The following is a 20,843-nucleotide window of genomic DNA, read 5'->3' on the forward strand; positions in this document are numbered from 1 at the left end:
GGATAGGATGGGACATGTACATCAAGAGACGGAGGAGATACCATGCGACAGTCGGCCGAGCCCCTGGTGAGCCAGCCCATCAGCCGAACACTGGAGCACAACGTCAATTATATTAACCAGCTCCTCGGTATCGGCACCACGTGGGACATCATGGCCAAGCCCTTCCGGTACGGTCGCCTGAACATGATGTCGTATGTGACGAACGGCTTCTTTCTCACGATGAACGTCGTCCTCGTGCTCGACAGCTTTCACCGAAACGTCGAGGCGTTTGAGCGCGAACACGAGGGTCAGGCCTACGACATCGAGGAGCTGGTCTTCTACCTGAATACGCACATCGACTTCGTGCAGGTCCAGGTGATCGATCAGATGTCGGACGCGGTCCGCTTCATCCTCTCCGGGCCGCTTGTGACGTTCATCGACGGGTACGACAAGGTGCTCGTCGTCGACACCCGCGTGTATCCGATGCGCGGGATCGAACCGCCGATGATCGAGCGCGTGGTTCGCGGGAATCACGACGGATTCACCGAGACTATGCTGATGAACACGACGCTCATCCGGCGCCGGCTGCGCGATCCTCGCCTTCGCAACGAGCTGTATCAGGTGGGCGACCGCGGCCAGACCGACGTCAGTCTCATGTACCTGAAGGACGTGGCCGATGAGGAGACGGTGTCAGCCATTCGCGAACTTCTCCGCAGCGTCAAGACGGGCGGCATGATGATGGGCGAGCAGCAGTTGGTCGATCTCATCGGCAAGGTGAAGTGGAATCCGTATCCCATCGTCCGCTACACGGAACGGCCGGACGTTGCGGCCACGGCGCTCATCGAGGGACACGTCGTGATCGTCGTGGACGCCACGGCCGAGGTGATCATCGCGCCTACGACCTTCTTTCAACACATTCAGCATCCGCAGGAATACCATTCGTTTCCGCTTGTGGGCACGTATCTGCGCTGGATCATTGTCATCTCGGTCTTGATGAGCGTGTTTCTGCCGGGCATCTTCATGCTCGCGAATCAGCACCCAGGGTTCCTTCCTTCCTGGGCGAAGTTCTTCATGGCGAGTCGGAACGATCCGCTCCCGCTCTGGGCGCAACTGCTGTTGGCGGAGTTTGCGCTCGACGTGCTTCGGCTCGCGGTCCTGAACGTGCCCGTCACGCTTTCGAATGCCATCGGCATTGTGTCCGCCTTGCTGTTTGGCCAGTTTGCCACGCAGATCCAACTGCTTCAGCCTGAGGTGCTGGTCTACATGGGCTTCGTGATGCTGGCGCAGTACGCGACCTCGTCCTTCGAGCTGGCGTCCGCCAACCAGATGGCGCGCATTTGGATCATGCTCTGGACCGCGGCGCTCAATTGGGGCGGTTTCCTGCTGAGCACGGCGTCCTGGTTCCTCCTGCTTCTGACCACCAAGTCCTTCGGCAAGCCCTATTTGTGGCCACTCCTTCCGTTCACGTGGAGGGACGGGATGCGGGACGTTCTCATTCGCTGGCCGTCGAGCGATTTGGGCGGCGTGCCGACGATTCTCCGCAATCGGCGGCGCGCCCGTTGACTGCGAGGGCGAGGCGGGATGGCGATCCGCAGCCTTTTTGGTATAGTGGTCGTGGTCCTACTTCGCTGGGGGTGATGCCATGATTTTGGTGACTGGCGCGGCCGGATACATCGGCTCGCACACCTGTGTGGCGCTCGTCGAGTCCGGTTATGACATCGTCGCCATCGACAATTTTGCGAATTCCAAGCCCGAGGCGCTGCGGCGCGTCGCCGAGATCACCGGCAAGTCGTTTCCCGTGCACTCGGTGGACATGCTCGACGCCCAGGCGCTCGAGGAGGTCTTTCGCGCCTATGCGTTTCAAGCCGTCATTCACTTCGCCGGACTGAAGGCCGTCGGGGAGTCGGTGGCGCAGCCCCTTCGCTACTACCGAAACAATCTCGGCAGCACGCTGAATCTGCTCGAATCCATGCTGCAACACGGCGTGAACAAGATCGTGTTCAGCTCGTCCGCAACGGTCTATGGCGCTTCAAATGACATGCCCTTGAAGGAAGACATGCCCATCGCTCCGGTGAACCCGTATGGGCAGACGAAGGCGATGATCGAGCAAATCTTGCGCGACGTCGCCGCGGCAACCGAGGGCTTTGGCGCGGCACTTCTGCGCTATTTCAACCCTGTCGGGGCTCATCCTTCCGGGCGGATCGGCGAAGATCCGCAGGGCATTCCGAATAACCTGGTCCCCTACGTGGCCCAAGTGGCTGTGGGCAAGCGGCCGGAGGTCGTTGTGTTTGGCGGAGACTATCCGACGCCCGACGGCACGGGCGTGCGCGACTACATTCACGTGATGGACTTAGCGTCCGGGCACGTGCGCGCACTCGACTGGGTGTTGTCGCACACGGGTGCAGAGGCCTTCAATCTTGGGACTGGAAAAGGTTCCAGTGTACTCGAGGTCATTCAGGCCTTTGAACGCGCAAGCGGGAGGAACATCCCATATCGCATCGGCCCAAGGCGCCCCGGCGATGCAGCGGTGAGCTACGCCGATCCGTCCAAAGCAGAGCGCGAGCTCGGTTGGAGGGCCACGCAGGATCTCGACGCGATGTGCCGGGATACCTGGCGCTGGCAGTCGCAAAATCCAAACGGTTACGATCCGGCCTGAACCCGCGTCAGCGCGCGCCGAGAAACGGCAATCGGCTCAAGGCGCGCGCCAGCGGTTCACCCACCACGGGGATCCGCGCAATGTCGCCGACGGTGGCAAGCCCGAGGTACATCGCGGCGAGCACGTATGTGATCATGCCGGCGAGGGTGCAGAGCGCAAACTGGAACCAAGCGGCCTGTAGCGCCGCATGATGCTGCACAGCGCCCATGGGAAGCCACGCGATGGCGGCGGCTGTGGCCATCTTGACGCTCATCCGGAGATCGAGGTCGAGCTTGTGATACCGCCTCACGGCGAGCATGCCGAGCACCGCGGCGACGATGCCGCTCGTGGCCACGGCCGAGGCAAGTCCGCGGATCCCTTGATGTCCCACGGCGACGAACTCGTAGATGCACGCCAGGCGAATGGCGCTGGACAGAAACGTGATGACCGTCGAGACGAACGCTCGGTTTAGTCCCTGGAGGACGGCGAAGAGCGGATCACTGAGGTAAAAGAACAGGCACGAGGGCGCGAGATATGCGAGCAACTGGCCAGCCGTCGGATTTCGATACAGCGCGGTCGCGGCGTCCTCGCCGGAGGCGATGAACAGCGCAGCGGAAAACAGCGCGACGAACATGGCGGCGTGGATGGATTGGGCGATGCGGCGCGCGACGAGCCGGTCATCGTGGAGCGCTTTGGCTTCGGAGATGGCTGGCACGATGACGGAGGAGATGGCGCCGGACAACACGGTCGGCATGAACAGGAGTTCCATGGCCATGCCGAAAGCGCCGTACATCGCGGTGGCTTCGCGCCGCGACACCCCCGCTTCTAGAAACGCCTGGTACATGACCGTGGGCTCCGCCGCGAACGCGATGACGCCTAAGACATTGGACAGCATCGTTGGCACGGCGACTTGGGCGAGATCGCGAACGACGCCGCGGGCAGGCCGCGCCATTGGCTGAACGGTCACGAGCAGGCGGCGATGGCGAAGCGCGTAGGTGGCGAGCATGGTGAGATAGCCCGCGAGTTCGCCCATGCCCCCGCCGATGACAAGCGCGAGAGCGCCGTACCGGACGCCCCAAGGGCTCATCCAGATCATGAGCGGCACCGACGCCGCGGCGCGCACCGTGGTCTCTACGATCCACGCGAGCGCAGGCGGCGTCTGATTTTGAATCCCCATGTAAAAGCCGCTCAGCACCGAGGAAAGGCACACAATAGGGATGCGGAAGACCATCACGAAGAAGGCGGGGATGGCTCGAGGGTCCATGAACCGATGCAGGTGGGGCGACAGTGCAAACGCGAGGCACACCATGGCCAAGCCGGAAGCGGCGCTCCACGCGTTCGCCGTGATCCACGCCTTGCGCGCGCGCGCGACGTCTCCAACGGCGAGATTTTCTGCGATCACCTTGGAGACCGCGGGTGGGAGTCCAAAGGTGGCCAGGGTGACGAGCAGGAGGTACGGGGGACTGATGGTTTGGAACAGGCCGAAGCCTTGAACTCCCATGGTTCGGGCCATGACCATCTGAACGGCGAGTGCCATCGCGCGGGTGACGATGCCGGCAAAGGCGAGCACGGCCGCACCGTGCAAGAACGACTGTCGGCTTCTGGTCATCGTTTCCACCCCACATCTCCGTCACCGAAAGGGTATGTCACATCGTCTGGACAAAGACCTCGAATTTCGAGGATCGGCGGAAGGCAGGTTCAGTTCCACCAATCGCTTGAAGTGCGTTTGAACTCGGCGCGCTACCCTCGTACCCGAAGAGGGCGGTGTACGGGCATCCCTTCCGGGCTCCGTACCTTGCCCAGAGGACAAGAGATACGGGGGAAGCGGAAGATGAAAGCCAAGATGGCGACGATGTCTGCCGCGATTTGGCTCGCGGCAGTGGGTGTCACAGGATGTGGTGCAGCGGGCGGGCCTGAGGCGAAGGGCGCCGCCGATGTGGCGGTGCGGGCGCTGACCAACGAGGTCCAGACGCCTTCTACGGCAACGTCGACGCCCGCCGAGGAAAGCAACGGAACGTTGACGCCTGGCGGCCAGTCGGGCAACCCGGCAGCAGCGGAGAGCCAGCCGTATGCCGTGGTCAATACGCACGTGCCTCCGAAAGTGTACGGGATGCGGAAATTCCCGTACCCGTACGACGCGATGCTCGCGATTTCGTCCGATGCGGACAGCGAAACCTTGCGAAAGTTCAATCTGATTCACGAGTTCATCAATACCACGCAGATGACGCCGCTCGGCAAGGGGCTCGGGCTCGACTTCGCGGACTCGTTCTTCATGTACAACGGAGACAACCTGCCCGGCTACGTGGACATCGACCACGAGCCGATGTCGGACGAACTGAGTTGGTTTAAGGGCGTGTCGAATCAGCCTTACGCCGCAGCCATCCTGAATCATTACATCCACGTCGGCTGGATCGACACCATGCACACCTTTGGCGACTTCAGCGAGCGGAACCAGAATGAGACGTTGTTTTCCCGCAAGCTCGCCATTCAGGCGATTGACGCGCTGAAAGCGGACGGGGATGTTCTCACCGTATGGACGGACCACGGCAACAAGTCGAATGTGGACAACTTCGGCGACTACGGGCGAAGCCCATTCTATGACTATCAACAGGGCGCCAATCCGTGGTCGAAATATTATCACACTGACATCACTATCCCGTATGGCATTCGGTTCGTGTGGCCGGACGGCGCGAGCGACCAGTTCGGCATGAGTTCGATGATCTATCCGCTCCGGCTGCCGGATGGTCGGGAGGTGTGGGGATTCTGGCGCTATACGTCCGAGGGATTTAACGCCAAAGGAGATCCGGAGTGGAACTGGACGCCGTTTGGGCTCGATGAGCAGTTGTCTCCTGCACACCTGGAGGAAATTGAGATTCATCACGATTACGCCATTGTGGCGCAGCACCTCTGCGGAACGACTTATCCGGGCGTGTTGCCGCAATCCGCGGTGCAGGCGCTCCGGCGTCTGGCGCAGCAGTATTACGAGGGGAAGATTCTCGTGACCCGGACGAGCCGCCTGCTCAACTACAACGTGGTTCAACAGTACGTGTCCTACCGCGTGACCTATGAGAAGGGAAAGGCGTACATTCACATCCTGGCCATTCTCGATCCCGTGTTTGGCGCATATGTGCCAACGGTCGACGACGTTCGCGGTCTGACCTTTTACACCTCAAATCCTGCGGAGACGGTCATCGAAATTCGCAACACGCCCATTCCGGCCGATTTGGTTCAAGAAAACCGCTCAGACGGTGTGGCGCCGAGCATCGGCATCAAGTGGTGGCCTGTCGACACCACCAATTACGTGGAGACCGCCCCAGGCGTTTATTAAACGAAGCTCCATGGAGGCCGTATCCCCGCTCTTCGCGGGGACGGCCTTTCTTCATGCGTTTGGCATGGGCGATCACCCATGCGCCTACCGGCGCATACCTTGTGGCGTGGGTCGGCGCTGCCGGCCAAGTGAGGGGTGACACGCGAATGACTCCACAAAACACGGGGCGCAGAACCACGCGAGCGGTGGACACCCGGAAAGCCGCGGGCGTGATCGACCTGTACGAGCGAGGGCATATCGATCTGAACGATGCGCTCGCGAGGATTTCGGGCGTCGACGACTCAATGAGCTCGGTCGCGCCGCCGATCGACAAGCGGCGCATGCATGAGCTTCTGCGCGAACTCGACGATCTCGTCGGGCTCGACGAGGTCAAACGGGTGGTGCGCGAGATCTTCGCGCTCGTATACGTGCAGCGGTTGCGTAAGGAGCATCGGCTCAAGGCCGATGCGACGGTGCTTCACATGATTTTCTACGGGAACCCCGGCACCGGCAAGACCACGGTGGCGCGCATCCTCGCGCGCATGTTTCACGAGTGCGGCCTGCTGGAGAAGGGGCATCTGGTGGAGGTGGAGCGCGCGGACCTCGTGGGCGAGTACATCGGCCACACGGCGCAGAAGACGAGGGAGCAGATCCAAAAGGCGCTCGGCGGGGTGCTGTTCATCGACGAGGCGTACTCGCTCGCACGCGGGGGCGAGAAGGACTTTGGCCGCGAGGCCATCGACTGCCTGGTGAAGGCGATGGAAGATCACAAGCACGAGCTCATCGTGATCCTGGCCGGCTACGAGCGCGAGATGCGCTGGTTTCTGAGCACGAACCCGGGCCTGCCGAGCCGGTTCCCCATCCAGATCCGTTTTCCCGATTACGGCGTGGATCAGCTCGTGCAGATCGCGACAAAGACCCTCGCTACGAGAGACTACCGCATGACCGCCGAGGCCGAGTGGGCACTTCGCAACCTGCTCCAGAATGCGCTACGCCAACCTCGGCTCGAGCCGTTCTCGAACGCGAGATACGTTCGCAACTTGGTGGAGCGGGCCATTCGAAGGCAGGCCGTGCGCCTCTTTGAAGAATCGAGGCCGAAACGGGACGCGCTCATGCTCATTGAGGCGCGGGACTGGCAAGGAGATGAGGCGGGATGAGCGACGTCGTCGTAGTCGGCCGGGCCAATGCAGGAAAGACCTCCGCGTGTCTTCGCCTGGCACGTGCCCTTGGGGTCGAAGACTTGGTTTGGATGGTCGAGCGGACCGACGGGGTACGAGAGAAGCGCAGGCTGCCCATCCGCGAGGCCGAGCGCTGGCTCACGTCTGGGGAGCCCCACTCGACGACGGCGCTCCAGACGCTCACCATTCCAGTGGCGAGGGGGAAAGTGTCCCGTTCGGTCGACATCGTCGACAGCGCTGGCCTGGCGGAGGGTCACGCCCGGGACGAGAGGGTCCGCCGCGCGATGGGCCAGACGCTGCGCGCGCTGATCTCGGCAAAGGCGGTGCTGCACGTGGTGGACGCGGCGGACGTCGGCCGCGCGCTCGAGGCCCGCGAAACACCATTTCACGCGCTCGACGAACAATTGGTGGCCATCGGACGAACCAAGGCGTTTTATCTCGTCCTCGCGAGCAAGATCGATCTGCCGTTGGCTGAACGAGGCGTGGCGTGGCTGCGGGAGCGCCTGCGCGACGCGCGGGTGATTGCGACGTCCGCCAAAACGGGCGCGGGCTTCGACGAGGTGAAGCGGTATGTATGGAAGTTGGCTTGATCTCGCCCGCCTGTTTGGCGCGCTGCTCCTGACGGGCCTCGCCGTCAAGTGGATGGACGACGTGCTGGACGTGGATTACGACCTGTGTCAGGGGCAGCGCACGCTTGCCGCGCGCTTCGGCCGCGCGGCTCTCCCGTATGCGATGGTCGTCATGGCGTGTGCCGTCGCGCTCGCCCAGGCGCCGGCCATTGCCGCGTTTCTGGGCGCGTATGCGGTTGGGATGTTCGCGCGGCCGTTCGAACGATTGCCGTCCCATCTGCCGGCGTGGGCGGAATGTCTCATCGCCCTCGGCCTATGTGCGCTCATCGTGGGCTGGCGCGGCGCACTTTGGTCAGCGTCCTTCATGCTCGCCGTGGACTGGCTGGATGATCTCGTCGATCGGTTTCGCGATGCAGAGACGGGCCAATGGAACGCGGTGATTCGCTTTGGCCTCGTGGAGGTGCTACTCACGATTCTCGGCGCGATGGCCGTCGCCATCTTTTCTGAGGTGATGTGGAGCCTCGTCGGACTCGTCGCCTTGGCGGCGGTCACCGTTGTCTCCGAAACGACGACGGCCAAACTGGTGCCTGAAGACAGGAGGGAAGGGCCATGGTCGCGTCTCTCGTGATGGGGCTTGTGCTCCTCCTCGTCGCCTTGGTGTATCACGCAGGGAGGCGCGCGGGATTTAAAGCAGGCCGACAGGTGGGTCGCGCCGAGGCGCCACTTCTTTTGCGCATGCGCTATCAGCTTGATGCGCGCTGCCCAATCTGCGATGATAGCGAAGGACTAGCGGGCGAGGAGGCAGAACGCGAGCGCTGTGGAAGCTGAGAAAGCCGTACTCCTGATTTGGCAGCGGGCTGACGAAGCGCCAGACGACGTGGCGTACCGCGCGGAGGAATTGACGGGGCTCTGCGAGGCGGCCGGAGCTCAGGTGGTGGGAACCATCGTTCAGCGGCGCCGAGCGCCGGACCCTCGGTGGTACCTGGGGCAAGGAAAGGTCGAGGCTTTAGGCCTCCTGGTCGAGTCGACGAATGCGGACCTCGTGGTGGCGGATGGCGAACTGAGGCCCACGCAGGCCCGCAACTTAGAGGATGCCGTTCATCGGCGCGTGGTCGATCGCACCGTGCTCATTCTCGACATCTTCGCGCGCAGGGCCGTGAGCCGGGAGGGCAAGCTTCAGGTCGAGATCGCCCAACTCAAGTACCTGTTGCCCCGGCTTTCCGGGCGCGGAGCGGAATGGTCTCGGCTCGGCGGTGGCATTGGCACGCGGGGGCCGGGCGAGACAAAGCTCGAACTTGACCGACGGCGGATTCGGGCGCGCATTGCCAAACTGGAGCGCGATCTCGCCGATCTCTCCGCCCACCGCTCGAGGCTTCGTCAGCGGCGGGTCCGCGACAGCGCGGTGGTGGCGCTTGTGGGCTACACGAACGCCGGCAAGACGACCGTGCGCGCGAGGTGGGTCGCGGACCGCGGGCGTGTCGCGGAAGCCTTCGGGCGGGATCGGCTGTTTGACACGCTCGACGTGACGGCGCGGCGCGTGTTTGCGCCAGGCGGCGAGCCTTACGTGGTCACGGACACGGTGGGGTTCGTGGAACATCTGCCGCACCACTTGGTGGAGGCGTTCCGTTCGACGCTCGAAGAGGTGACGTACGCGGACGTGATTGTCCTCGTGGTGGACGCGTCCCGGGTGCCGGATCGGCATCTTCGGGCCACGCGGCAGGTGCTCGCGGACTTGCGCGCGCTGGACAAGCCCATCATCACGTTCTACAACAAGATGGATCTCGCGGCCTGGCAGCCGCCGCCGGATCTCGAGGCGCTACAGACGGTGTATGGAAGCGCGGTGGCGGGGGATCTCGAACCGCTCTATCAGGCGGTGGAAGCGAGGCTGCCTCAAGCGAAGGAGAAGGCGGATTGAAGATGGTTGTGGAAGCGAAGCTGGATGACATCCGCGCGTACGTGGAATCGTGTGAGCGGCAAATCGAGCCTTATCAGCGCCGGTCGGAGGCGATTGCGCTGGCGAATCAGGAGCGCGTGCTCGAGGCGTTTTGGCGCCACGAGGTGGCGCAGCTGGATCTCGCCGGTTCCACGGGGTACGGCCTCGGCGACGTGGGGCGGGAGAAGCTGGAGGCCATCTACGCAGACGTGTTTGGGGCTGAGGCGGCGTTAGTGCGCCCGCAGATTGTCTCAGGCACGCACGCCATCGCCCTCGCGCTGTTTGGCTGCTTGCGGCCGGGAGATCGCCTAGTGGTCGCCACCGGCGTGCCGTATGACACGCTTCACGCGGCGCTCGGGCTCCGACCCGCGGCTGGCTCGCTTGCGGAACTCGGCGTGGAAGTCGAGCTGGCGGAGCTCGGGGAGGACGGGGGCATGGACCTTGCGGCCATCGAGCGGGCGGTGCGCGCACCCGCCGTGCGGATGGTGCTGTTTCAGCGATCGCGCGGATACGGCGATCGGCGGTCGTTTTCCATCGCGGAACTGGAGGCGGCGTTCTCGGCGGTGAAAGAGGCTCGCCCAGACGTGTGGATCGCGGTGGACAACTGCTACGGCGAGTTCGTGGAGGATCGCGAGCCATGTCACGTGGGCGCGGATGTCGCGATGGGCTCGCTCATCAAGAACCCGGGCGCGGGGCTGTGTCCGACGGGCGGCTACGTCGTGGGCCGTCGGGACATCGTGGAGCGCGTCGCCGCGCGGCTTGTGGCGCCGGGCACGGCGGCCGAGTACGGCCCGACGGGCCCCTATCTTCTGACCATGTTCCAGGCGCTGTTTCTCGCGCCGCACGCGGTGCTTCAGGCTGTGAAAGGCTCGCGGCTCATGGCGGCTGCGCTCCAAGGCCTTGGCTTTCGCGTGTCTCCGGCGCCGGAGGCAGACCGAACGGATCTCATCCTGTCGGTCGAACTCGGCACGCCCGATCGCCTGCTCGCCTTCTGCCGGACCATCCAGTCGGTCGCGCCCGTCGATTCGCACGTGCGCCCGGAACCGGCGCCCATGGCGGGGTACGCGGATCCCGTGGTGATGGCTGCAGGGACGTTTATTCAAGGAGCCTCCCTCGAATTGACCGCCGACGCGCCATTGCGGCCGCCGTACGTGGCGTATGTGCAGGGTGGACTGACCTATGAGCACGCCGTGCTGGCGGTGCGCCGGGTGGTGGCCGCCATCGCGCCGCTTGCGTCAAAGAATATCACGTGAGTGATTGTCGTGGCGCGCCCTCCATGTTACGATAAGTTTCAACAGGTCGCACAGGGAGGGGCGCGCCGTGGATTTGGAAGAGCGCAGGAATATGCCCTTATTTTCAATAGGCACGGTGCAAAAGCTGACGGGGCTGAGCGCACGGCAAATCCGTTACTATGAAGAGCACGGGTTGATCCAGCCGGCGCGCACGCCTGGAAATCAACGGCAGTTCTCGTTTGCCGACGTGGAGCGGCTGATGCAGATCAGGCAATTGCTCGACGAGGGTCACAATATCGCGAGCGTCAAGCGCAACCTGCTCGAAAAGGACAGGCGGCCGAGATCGAGTCGTCCGGTGGCGACAAGGGATGTGCCCGATTCCGAAGTGTATCAGTGGCTGGAGCGCGAGCTGATGGAGCGGCGGCAAACGGGAGAGTTTCAAGGAGACCTGTCTCGGTTCTACCGCCACCGCTGAACGAGCCGCGAGGGAGGATCGTATGCGGAAAGAATACACAAAAGAAGAAATATTGAAACTGGCCGAAGCGAATGACGTGCGGTATGTGCGCCTGCAGTTTACCGACTTGCTCGGGATTGTGAAAAACGTGGAGATCCCGGTGGATCAACTGCCGAAGGCGCTGGACAACCGCATCATGTTTGACGGATCGTCGATTCAAGGGTTTGTCCGCATTGAGGAGTCGGACATGTACCTGGCGCCGGATCGGTCGACTTGGCTGGTCTTCCCATGGGACACGCCGCAGGGGAAGGTGGCGCGGTTGATCTGCGATGTGAACCTTCCGGACGGCACGCCGTTTGCCGGCGATCCGCGGTCGGTGCTCAAACGCGTCTGCGAGAAGGCCAGGGCCATGGGGTTTTCGGCGTTCAACGTCGGCCCGGAACCGGAGTTTTTCCTCTTCAAGCTCGACGAAAATGGAAAACCTACGTTGGATTTGAACGATGAAGGGGGTTACTTCGACTGGGCACCGGTCGATCTCGGCGAAAACTGCCGCCGCGATATCGTGCTCGCCCTGGAGCAAATGGGATTTGAAATTGAGGCCTCGCACCACGAAGTCGCCCCGGGGCAGCACGAGATCGATTTTCGCTACGCGGAAGCGGTGGAGGCGGCGGACAACCTCACGACCTTCCGGCTGGTCGTCAAGACGGTCGCGCGCGAGCACGGGCTGCACGCCACCTTCATGCCCAAGCCGCTGTACGGCATCAACGGCTCGGGCATGCACACCCACCTGTCGCTGTTCCGGGACGGCCAGAACGCGTTCTACGATCCGGAAGGCGAGATGGGGCTCAGCGAGACGGCGCTCCACTTTGTCGCTGGGCTTTTGGAGCACGCCCGGGCGTTCACGGCCATCTGCAATCCGCTCGTGAATTCCTATAAGCGCCTCGTGCCGGGCTATGAGGCGCCGAGCTACATTGCGTGGAGTGGAAAGAACCGGTCGCCGCTGGTCCGCGTCCCGGCTGCGCGCGGCATGTCGACCAGGGTCGAAGTCCGCAGCCCTGATCCAAGCTGCAACCCGTACCTTGCCATCGCGTCGCTGCTCGCCGCCGGGCTCGACGGCATCGAGCGCGAGTTGGAGCCTCCGCCGCCGGTGAACCGGAACATCTACATGATGACCGAAGCAGAAAAGGAGGAGGCGGGCATTCGAAGCCTGCCGTCTAACCTCAACGAGGCACTGGACGCCTTGATCCGGGACCAGGTGATTATGGAAGCGCTCGGCGATCACGTCCTGCTTCACTTCATCGAAGCGAAGCGCATCGAGTGGAACATGTTCCGCACGCAGGTGACGGAGTGGGAGCGGGAGCAGTACTTCACCATTTACTGATCACGTAAGGGGTGGCTGCCAAGGTCACCCCTTACTGGCCATCCGCACAGGTGGAGGTGCCGTGGAACTGCGCACGACCATCTCCGAATGGAGTACAATCCTCGTCGACGTCTTCCGGACGCCCTCAATCCGTTCCAGCAGAAGTTGTGCGCCAAGCGATCCGTAGTTGTACGCCGGTTGAACGGCCGCCGTCGCTATCGAATCGACTGAGGCAAGATCATCGGTGTTGCCAAAGCTGACCACGCTCATGTTCTGGGGGATCGACAGGCCAAGGCCGCGAAGTCTGCGCACGATGTGCGCGTACTGAAACATGTTGCCGAGAAACAGGGCGGTGGGGGCATCCGAACGCAGGACGAGTGCGTCCACGAAGGATGCGTCCATGTCTCTCGTCATGGGCGCCGTGAAGATGAGGCTCTCATCCACGGGTAGTCCCTTATGGAGAAGGGCGTCTCGGTAGCCGTCGAGCCGTTCTCGGCTCGATGCGCTGTGGAGCGGGCCCACCACGGCTGCGATGCGCTCGTGGCCGAGTTCGAGCAAATGCTCCACGAGCCGACGCGAGGTCTCGCGAATGTCTCCCTTGACGAGATCAGCGTCGAGTCCCTCAATCTCACGGTCGATGAGCACAAAGGGCACGTGATGTTCCGTGAGCCGCACTAGGTTTTCGCGCGACGGATCTCCGACGGGCACCACGAGCGCGCCGCGCACCTGATAATCGAGGCACATCTGCACATATTCCTGTTCCTTCTCGAGGTCCTCGTCGGTATTGGCAATGAACACCCGAAAACCGTGTTTGCGCGCCACATCCTCCATGCCGCGCGCGATAAAGGTAAAAACGGGTTGGTGATGTCCGGCACGATGAGCATCCACGTGTCGTGCGGCGAGGATTGCTGCCCTTTCGGAACGTAGTTGAGTTCCTGCATCGCCGCGAGCACTTTTTGCCTCGTCGAAGGTTTCACATACCCGGAGTTGTTCACGACGCGAGACACCGTCATGATGGACACGCCCGCGCGCTTCGCGACATCCGCCATCGTGGCCATGCTCGTCACCCTTCTCTCTCGTATCTTCCTGATGTGAATGATAACACATTGACAATACCTTTTCGAGCGGCGTATACTGCACTTGAATTGCGAGAGAAATCGCATTCATCTCATCCGCTTTTTGTTTGTCTAGAATGTTAATTTAACAGTTATTCTAACGTTCCGTTGCATGGGGTGAACGGGCGACAAAGGAGGCGGTTCCGCGTGGCGCCCAAGGTTTTGCATCTCTCACCGGTGGACGATGTCATGGTAGCGCTTGAACCGCTCGACGTGGGGGAGGTCGTCGAGACCCCTTTCGGGAAGGTGAGCGCTCGGGCGCCGATTGCTCTGGGCCACAAGCTCGCGGTCAAGCCGGTGAAGCGTGGAGAAGCGGTGCACAAATACGGTTTTCCCATCGGCGTCGCAACGCAGGACATCGAGCCGGGGGAATGGGTACACACACACAATCTGCGCACGGCGCTCTCGGAGCGCGGCTCTTACGTGTACCGACCGAACACTTCTCCGGCACCTGTGCTTGACGACGGCCTCACGTTCATGGGCTATGTCCGGTCGGACGGCCAGGTCGGCGTGCGCAACGAGATCTGGATCCTGAATACGGTCGGGTGTGTGAACAAAGTGGCCGAGCGGTTGGCAACGATGGCCGACGCCAAATGGCGCGGAGGCGGGATCGACGGCGTGTACCACTTCGCGCATCCGTACGGGTGTTCACAACTCGGGGACGATCTCGTCTACACCCAATCCCTACTTGCGGGGCTCGTCCGACATCCCAACGCCGCAGGCGTTCTCGTGATTGGGCTCGGTTGCGAGAACAACCGGATTGAGGCGTTTCGGGAGCGGTTGGATCAAACGTCGCTAGAGAAGGTGGCGTTCCTTGAACTTCAGCGCACCACGGACGAGTTCGCGGAGGGCATGCGGCGGTTGGAAGTACTTGTCGAGCGAGCGCGAGCCTTTGTCCGCCAGCCGGTGCCAGTGGCTCGGCTGAAGTTGGGCCTGAAATGCGGCGGATCCGACGGTCTGTCAGGCGTCACGGCGAATCCACTCGTGGGACAGGTGGCGGATCGCGTCGTCGCTCGCGGCGGCACGGCGCTCCTGACCGAGGTGCCCGAGATGTTTGGTGCGGAGACCGTACTCATGGATCGCGCCGACAGCCCGGAGACGTTCGCCAAAGTCGTGGATCTGATTCAGTCGTGGAAGGACTACTACACGCGCCACGGCCAGCCCGTGTACGAAAACCCTTCCCCAGGAAACAAGGCGGGGGGCATCACCACGCTCGAAGAAAAATCGCTCGGCGCGGTGCAAAAGGGCGGGCGCCTCTCCCGGGTGGTCGATGTCTTGAGCTACGGCCATCCAGCCGTGAAACCGGGGCTCAACCTGGTCTCGGCGCCTGGAAACGACATGGTATCGGTGAGCGCGCTCGCGGCGAGCGGTGCGCAGCTGATTTTGTTCACCACAGGCCGAGGTACACCTTTCGGCGGACCCGTTCCCACGTTAAAGATTGCGAGCAACCACCAGCTTGCGTCGTCGAAACCCGCCTGGATCGACTTCGACGCGAGCCGGATTGTGCTCGGGGAGTCGATGGACGATCTCGCGGAGGAATTGCTGCACAAGGTCATCCGCGTGGCGTCGGGAGAGGAACTCGCTCGGAACGAAGTGAACGGGTATCGCGAGATCGCCATCTTCAAGGACGGCGTCACTCTTTGAGCGAAGCGGAGGTTGGTTGAGAATGTATCTGGTGCGAGGTAAGGAAGAAAACGGTTATCACGAGTTGGTGCCGCAACAGAACGCGGCCGGGCTCAAGTGGATTTCGTTTGGTCACCTGCGGCTTGGTGGAGGCGAAGCGCACGAAGCGGAGTTTCAGGGACGAGAGGTGGTGCTCGTTCTCCTGTCGGGCGCCATGCGCGTGTCGGTCGGCCACCATACCTATGGCCCATACGAGCGGGCAAACGTTTTTGCAGCGCCGGCGACAGCGGTGTACGTGCCGGTGGGCCACCCGTTCCGCGTGGAGAACGCGGGCGACGGCGCGCTCGAGGTCGCCGTCTGCCAGGCTGTTGCGGAGGAAGTCCATGAGCCGTTTGTCGTCACGCCCGACAAAGTCCAGGTGAAGACCGTGGGGCAGGCCAACTTCGAACGCAAGGTTCACGATATCGTGGTCCAGCAGGCGGAAGGCCGCGTTCACCGGATCATCGTCGGCGAGACGTTCAATCCGCCAGGCAACTGGTCGAGTTACCCGCCCCATAAACACGACGAGTACATTCCGGGCGTTGAGGCGCTCATGGAGGAAATCTATTTCTATCAGCTCGATCCGCCTCACGGCTTTGGGCTTCAATCCATCTACACCTCGGATGGCTCTATCGACGAGACCTACCGCGTTCGACACGGCGACGCGTTCATGATCCCGCGTGGGTATCATCCGGTCTGCGCTGCGGGCGGCTATCAATTGTACTACCTGTGGCTCATGGCGGGCCCCGTGAATCGCGTGATGATCCCGCACGACGATCCGGCTCATGCCTGGATCCGCGAGCGCTCGTGGGGTTGAATCTCGGACATTTCCGTGGGGAGACGAGACGATGCGGTTACACGCAGGCGTATTGGACGGGGAAACTCGCGCGAGCTTCGAGCGCGCGCGAACCATGCCTATCCGGGTCATTCAAATCGGCGAAGGCATTTTTCTGCGAGGCTTCGTCGATTGGCTTGTGCACCACTTGAATGAGTCCGGTACGTTTCAAGGGCGTATCGCCGTGGTGAACCCTCGGCCGAGCGGCGCTCATCACATTCACCAGTTTCAGGAACAAGATGGCCTGTACACGGTGCTCGTGCGCGGCCTGCAGGACGGCAGGCCCGTGGAAAACATGGAGCTTGTCACGTCGGTAGCTCGCGCCTTGGATTCGACACGGGAGTGGGCGCAGATCTTGCGATTCGCGCGCGATCCGCTCGTCGAGATCGCCGTGTCGAACACCACCGAACTGGGCGTGCGGTACGAAGCGATGCCGAGACCGACCGCGGATGCTCCGCCTGGGACATATCCGGCGAAGCTGACGCAGTACCTGCACGAGCGGTATCTCGCGCTTGGCTGGCAAGAAACAGGCCGGATGATCGTCGTCCCGTGCGAGCTCATCGACGACAACGGTCAGCAGTTGCGGTCCATTGTGGAGCGCCATGCGGCGGATTGGCGGCTCGGGGGCGACTTTATGCGCTGGCTGCACGAGCGCGTCGAATTCTGCGACACCCTCGTCGATCGCATCGTGACCCCTTACGCTGGCGATCCGCCGCTTCCCTACGAAGACGCGCTGGCGGTGACGGTTGAGCCGTACTACCTGTTTGCCATCCGCGGCAGCGAGCGGCTGAAGGCGCTGTGGCCGTTCGAGGACGTAGGACTTTGCGTCCAGTACGCGGACGACATCCGCGACTTTCGGTTGCAGAAGCTTCGTGCCCTGAACGGCACACACACGGCGCTCGCAAACCTGGGTCTCATGGCGGGCCTCGAAACGGTGCTTGGGGTGATGGGGCACCCGACGCTCTCTCGGTTCGTTCACCAGCTCGTGCAGGACGAAATCGTGCCGGCCACCGAGTCCCGTGTGACCCGTCCGGAGAGGTTGCGCGATTTCGCGCGTAATGTGCTCGAGCGGTTTCAGAATCCGTATCTGGAGCACAATTTGCGCTCAATTGCCACAAACGCCATCTCGAAGGCAAGAATCCGTCTCGTGCCGACGCTCCTGGACGCGGTGGAGAGGTTCGGAGACGCCAAGAGGCTCACGGCGGCCATCGCGGCGGTGTGCCTGGCGTATCGGCCGGGCATGGAACACGCAGCTGAGCCGGATCCGGCTGGGCCCCGGCTTAAGGGGTTGTGGCAAGACGACGTCGAGGCCTCAGCGCGCGCCATTCTTTCGGACACCGAGTTGTGGTCCACGGACCTGACCCAGGTGCCGGGCGTGCTCGACGGATGGACCCGTTTCGTGGACCTTGTATTGCGAGTGGGGCCAGTTCAGGCGGTGGCGTCTTTGTGACACGCTCATGGCTGAAAGGGGGTGAGACCGGCGTCGGGCGATTCGAGGACGAACCGAAGGCCTCCACTGGCAAAGGATAGGACGAAGGGGATTCCGGCAAATCTGGGCTATGTCGTGACGGTCGTCGTGATTGCATCGCTTGGCGGGCTCCTCTTCGGGTATGACACGGGCGTGATTGCAGGGGCGAACGAGTTTTTGAAGTCGGAGTTTCACATGAGCGCCGCGACCACCGGCCTCGTCTCGAGCAGCATCGATCTCGGCGCCATGCTCGGCGTGCTGATTGCAGGCTTCCTCGGCGACTCGTTTGGGAGGAAGAAAGCGCTGTCGGTCGCGGGCGTGATCTTCATCGCATCGAGCCTGATCTCGGCCTTCGCGCCGAGCGTAGGCGTGTTGGTGGCCGGGCGGTTCATCGGGGGCGTCGGCATCGGGCTGGCATCGCTGTTGTCACCGCTCTACATTGCCGAAATCGCACCACCGCGGATCCGCGGGCGATTAGTCGGGTCGAACCAGTTGGCGATTGTGTCCGGGATTTTTATCGTCTACTTTGTGAACGCGGCCATCGTGAGTTCGCATACCACGGCCTGGAACCAGACGACAGGCTGGCGCTGGATGTTTGCCATGGGCGTCATCCCGGCTGTCATCTTCTTCGCGCTGCTGTTCTTTGTGCCGGAGAGCCCAAGGTATCTGATGAAACGGGGACGCGAAGCGCAAGCCATCTCGATTCTGGAACGCGTGAGCGGTCCCGAGCGCGCGCGGTGGGACGTCGAGGAGATTCGCAAATCGCTCGAAGTCGTGCCGGATTCCCTGTTTCAGGAACTGTCGCGCCCGGGCATTCGAAAGGCGCTCGGCATCGGCATTGTGCTCGCGATTTTTCAGCAGTTCACGGGCACCAACGCGGTGGGCTATTACGCCCCGATGATCTTCAAGGCGGCCGGCGCAGGCACCAACGCGTCGTTCTACGACACCGTTTGGATTGGCGCCATCAAGGTCATCTTCGTCATTGTGCTCATGCTCATCGTCGATCGCGTCGGAAGAAAGCGGTTGCTTGTGTGGAACGGGATGCTCATGGCGCTCTTCCTCGTCGTCCTCGGCATCGCCTTTTCGCTGCCGCACATGATCACGTGGCTGGTTCTCGCGCTCGTGTTTGCGCACACGATTGCGTATGAGCTTTCCTGGGGCGGCGGCGTTTGGATTGTGTTGTCCGAGATCTATCCGACCGCTATCCGCGGCCGCGCGATGGCTATCGCATCCTTTGCGCTGTGGTTCGCCACGTATCTCGTGGCACAGTTTTTCCCGATTTTGTTGCAGGCGATTGGCGGGACGTGGACGTTTTGGATCTTCGCGCTCTTCTGCATCGCCATGGCCGTCTTCATGCAGCGGGCCGTGCCGGAGACGAGCAAGAAGACGATGGAGAAGATCCAAAGCGACTGGCTCCAGTCGGAGCGAGGACGTTCGCTGTGACCGCTTGACGTATCTCGATGCCTGGTCTTGTAGAGGTGCTCTGAAGATGCGGCGAAGCAAAAGAGGCTTGCGCCGCATGTTTTTCTTTCTATCGGATCTGCCGAAAGATCCCGATGACCTTGCCCAGGATGGTTACGTTCGGAAAGTACATCGGAGACATGGCGTCGTTTTCCGGTTGGAGGCGCACACGGCCATCTTCCCGGTAAAACCGCTTGATGGTGGCCTCGTCTTCATCAGTCATGGCTACGACGATATCCCCGTTATCGGCCGACGTCTGCCGCCGAACAATGGCGAGATCTCCATCCAGAATGCCCGCATTCACCATGCTCTCACCGATCACGCGCAGCACGAAGACTTCATCGCCTTTCGCCACGTCGCGAGGCAAAGGCAAGTATCCTTCGATGTCTTCCAGCGCCGAGATGGGAAGTCCTGCCGTGACGCGACCGACGATGGGAGCGAGCACGACATCCCCCGGTTCCTCGTCGTCCACAAGGAGTTCCAGAGCTCTCGGTTTGGTCGGATCTCGACGCAGATAACCCTTCTGCTGCAGTCGTTCGAGATGCCCGTGAACCGTCGAGCTGGACGCCAACCCGACCGCTTCCCCAATCTCTCGCACCGATGGCGGGTATCCTTTTTCGCGGATGTTTTTTCGGATAAACTCGAGAATTGCGCGTTGACGAGCCGTGAGACCGCTCACCGTTCCCACTCCCTTCGCACCCATTCTACCACGTCGCGCGGGAAGGTGCAAACACGTGTTCGGAGGTGGGATCTCAGATGAGCCCAAGTTCGGCCAAAGCGTCCGCTACGCCGCCCTCGTCGGCGCTTGACGTGACGCGTTTGGCCGCGCGCTTGACCTCGTCATTCGCGTTGCCCATGGCGAAGGAGTATCCCATGGTGCGGAACATGCCGATGTCGTTCCCGCCGTCTCCGATGTGCACGGCGTCCTCAGGTGCGATGCCCAGATACGAGAGGAGGTGCATCGCGCCGATGGACTTGTCGGACTTCCGTCGCTGGAAGTCGACGGCCTGTTCATGCCAGCGGTACACGTAGCATTCGGGGAACTCGCGTTCGAACACGTCGTCCCACTCGGCGGTCATGAATGCGTTCAGCTGAAAGACGCCGATCTCGTCCAGCCGATCGGCCATCCTCGGCTCGCAAGCGATGGGCGGGAAGTCGTAGGACGCGAGGACTGGAAGATATTGCGGTGGAATAGGCCGCAGGCTGAAGGCGTGATCGTGCGTGTGAATGATGGTCTGAATGCCGCGGCGCTCCGCCGCTTGCAGGATGCCGCGAACCACTTCGCGCGAGAAAGGCAGAGCAAAGATTTCTCGATCTCCGGCCTTTACCAAACCGCCGTTAAAATAGATGCCGTATGGGATCCCGAGCGAGGCCTGCACGTGCTGCGCATGAATGACGCTCCGACCCGTGCACACGGCGACCGGAATGTGGTTTTCAATGAGTTTGGCGACCGCCGCGGCGCTTTTGGGCACGATCCGGCCGTTTACAAACAGCGTGCCATCGATGTCGAGAAACACCATTTTGACGCGTTGCTTGGTTTTCACGAACTCTCCCCCCATGCTGCGACCGCTCGCGCCGGTATGAGACCAGTCGGAGTTTCATTATACACAACACCCTGCCAAAATAGGCACAGCGGACGCGCTCCGTTGCGCATA

The 20,843-nt window shown here is 62.2% G+C and carries 19 protein-coding genes and 1 pseudogene; 15 read left to right on the forward strand and 5 right to left on the reverse strand.

The window, feature by feature from the left end:
- Positions 1–42 precede the first annotated feature (42 nt).
- Positions 43–1,542, forward strand: a complete 1,500-nt coding sequence (locus tag TC41_RS06700; protein WP_014464259.1) for a spore germination protein — start codon at positions 43–45, stop codon at positions 1,540–1,542.
- A gap of 79 nt (positions 1,543–1,621) precedes the next feature.
- Positions 1,622–2,635 carry a UDP-glucose 4-epimerase GalE gene (galE, locus tag TC41_RS06705; RefSeq protein WP_014464260.1) on the forward strand — a complete coding sequence of 338 codons (1,014 nt, stop codon included), beginning with the start codon at positions 1,622–1,624 and terminating at the stop codon, positions 2,633–2,635.
- 7 nt (positions 2,636–2,642) lie between these two features.
- Here galE and TC41_RS06710 read toward each other — a convergent pair whose 3' ends face one another.
- Positions 2,643–4,223 carry a putative polysaccharide biosynthesis protein gene (locus TC41_RS06710; protein WP_041695744.1) on the reverse strand — a complete coding sequence of 527 codons (1,581 nt, stop codon included), beginning with the start codon at positions 4,221–4,223 and terminating at the stop codon, positions 2,643–2,645.
- A 222-nt stretch (positions 4,224–4,445) separates the two neighbouring features.
- Here TC41_RS06710 and TC41_RS06715 point away from each other — a divergent pair, with 222 nt between their 5' ends.
- From TC41_RS06715 to glnA, 9 genes are all read left to right on the forward strand, one after another.
- Entirely contained in the window at positions 4,446–5,942 is a 1,497-nt protein-coding gene (locus TC41_RS06715; protein WP_014464263.1) for a hypothetical protein, read from the forward strand.
- A gap of 146 nt (positions 5,943–6,088) precedes the next feature.
- Positions 6,089–7,078 carry an AAA family ATPase gene (locus TC41_RS06720; protein WP_014464264.1) on the forward strand — a complete coding sequence of 330 codons (990 nt, stop codon included), beginning with the start codon at positions 6,089–6,091 and terminating at the stop codon, positions 7,076–7,078.
- Complete coding sequence (locus TC41_RS06725; protein ID WP_041695135.1) at positions 7,075–7,689, forward strand: GTPase; 615 nt, start codon at positions 7,075–7,077, stop codon at positions 7,687–7,689. Before TC41_RS06720 ends, TC41_RS06725 begins: the two co-directional genes overlap by 4 nt.
- Positions 7,670–8,296 (forward strand): hypothetical protein, encoded by a 627-nt coding sequence (locus tag TC41_RS06730; RefSeq protein WP_014464266.1) that lies wholly within the window; start codon positions 7,670–7,672, stop codon positions 8,294–8,296. Before TC41_RS06725 ends, TC41_RS06730 begins: the two co-directional genes overlap by 20 nt.
- Entirely contained in the window at positions 8,278–8,496 is a 219-nt protein-coding gene (locus TC41_RS06735) for a hypothetical protein (protein WP_041695136.1), read from the forward strand. The genes TC41_RS06730 and TC41_RS06735 overlap by 19 nt, the downstream gene beginning before the upstream one ends.
- Positions 8,486–9,583: a GTPase HflX gene (hflX, locus tag TC41_RS06740; RefSeq protein ID WP_014464267.1), complete on the forward strand. Its 1,098-nt coding sequence runs from the start codon at positions 8,486–8,488 to the stop codon at positions 9,581–9,583. Before TC41_RS06735 ends, hflX begins: the two co-directional genes overlap by 11 nt.
- Positions 9,584–9,585: 2 nt before the next feature.
- Positions 9,586–10,854, forward strand: a complete 1,269-nt coding sequence (locus TC41_RS06745) for a methionine gamma-lyase family protein (protein ID WP_014464268.1) — start codon at positions 9,586–9,588, stop codon at positions 10,852–10,854.
- A gap of 67 nt (positions 10,855–10,921) precedes the next feature.
- Positions 10,922–11,308, forward strand: a complete 387-nt coding sequence (locus TC41_RS06750; RefSeq protein ID WP_014464269.1) for a MerR family transcriptional regulator — start codon at positions 10,922–10,924, stop codon at positions 11,306–11,308.
- Positions 11,309–11,330: 22 nt separating this feature from the next.
- Positions 11,331–12,668, forward strand: coding sequence for a type I glutamate--ammonia ligase (glnA, locus tag TC41_RS06755; protein ID WP_012810891.1), 1,338 nt, complete (start codon positions 11,331–11,333; stop codon positions 12,666–12,668).
- A gap of 24 nt (positions 12,669–12,692) precedes the next feature.
- On the opposite strand, the gene TC41_RS06760 is transcribed toward glnA, so the two are convergent.
- Together TC41_RS06760 and TC41_RS17130 are read right to left on the reverse strand one after the other, a co-directional pair.
- Positions 12,693–13,478 carry a substrate-binding domain-containing protein gene (locus tag TC41_RS06760; RefSeq protein WP_308727039.1) on the reverse strand — a complete coding sequence of 262 codons (786 nt, stop codon included), beginning with the start codon at positions 13,476–13,478 and terminating at the stop codon, positions 12,693–12,695.
- Between the two features lie 146 nt (positions 13,479–13,624).
- Positions 13,625–13,810 (reverse strand): annotated as a pseudogene (locus tag TC41_RS17130) (LacI family DNA-binding transcriptional regulator); the annotation flags it as partial.
- Positions 13,811–13,909: 99 nt separating this feature from the next.
- On the opposite strand from TC41_RS17130, the gene TC41_RS06765 reads away from it, so the two are divergent.
- The 4 genes from TC41_RS06765 to TC41_RS06780 are packed head-to-tail and all read left to right on the forward strand — an operon-like array spanning position 13,910 to position 19,170.
- Entirely contained in the window at positions 13,910–15,406 is a 1,497-nt protein-coding gene (locus TC41_RS06765) for a UxaA family hydrolase (protein ID WP_041695137.1), read from the forward strand.
- A gap of 22 nt (positions 15,407–15,428) precedes the next feature.
- Complete coding sequence (gene iolB / locus TC41_RS06770; RefSeq protein ID WP_014464273.1) at positions 15,429–16,241, forward strand: 5-deoxy-glucuronate isomerase; 813 nt, start codon at positions 15,429–15,431, stop codon at positions 16,239–16,241.
- 31 nt (positions 16,242–16,272) lie between these two features.
- Entirely contained in the window at positions 16,273–17,709 is a 1,437-nt protein-coding gene (locus tag TC41_RS06775) for a tagaturonate reductase (RefSeq protein ID WP_041695138.1), read from the forward strand.
- Positions 17,710–17,730: 21 nt separating this feature from the next.
- Complete coding sequence (locus tag TC41_RS06780) at positions 17,731–19,170, forward strand: sugar porter family MFS transporter (RefSeq protein ID WP_014464275.1); 1,440 nt, start codon at positions 17,731–17,733, stop codon at positions 19,168–19,170.
- Positions 19,171–19,258: 88 nt separating this feature from the next.
- Here the strand turns inward: TC41_RS06780 and lexA are convergent, their stop codons facing one another.
- Together lexA and TC41_RS06790 are read right to left on the reverse strand one after the other, a co-directional pair.
- On the reverse strand, positions 19,259–19,867 hold the full coding sequence (gene lexA, locus TC41_RS06785; protein ID WP_041695139.1) for a transcriptional repressor LexA: 609 nt from the start codon (positions 19,865–19,867) through the stop codon (positions 19,259–19,261).
- Positions 19,868–19,940: 73 nt separating this feature from the next.
- On the reverse strand, positions 19,941–20,732 hold the full coding sequence (locus TC41_RS06790; protein WP_041695140.1) for a Cof-type HAD-IIB family hydrolase: 792 nt from the start codon (positions 20,730–20,732) through the stop codon (positions 19,941–19,943).
- Positions 20,733–20,843: the final 111 nt, after the last annotated feature.

Origin of the sequence: Alicyclobacillus acidocaldarius subsp. acidocaldarius Tc-4-1, assembly GCF_000219875.1 — a bacterium.
GTDB classification, from domain to species: domain Bacteria; phylum Bacillota; class Bacilli; order Alicyclobacillales; family Alicyclobacillaceae; genus Alicyclobacillus; species Alicyclobacillus acidocaldarius_A.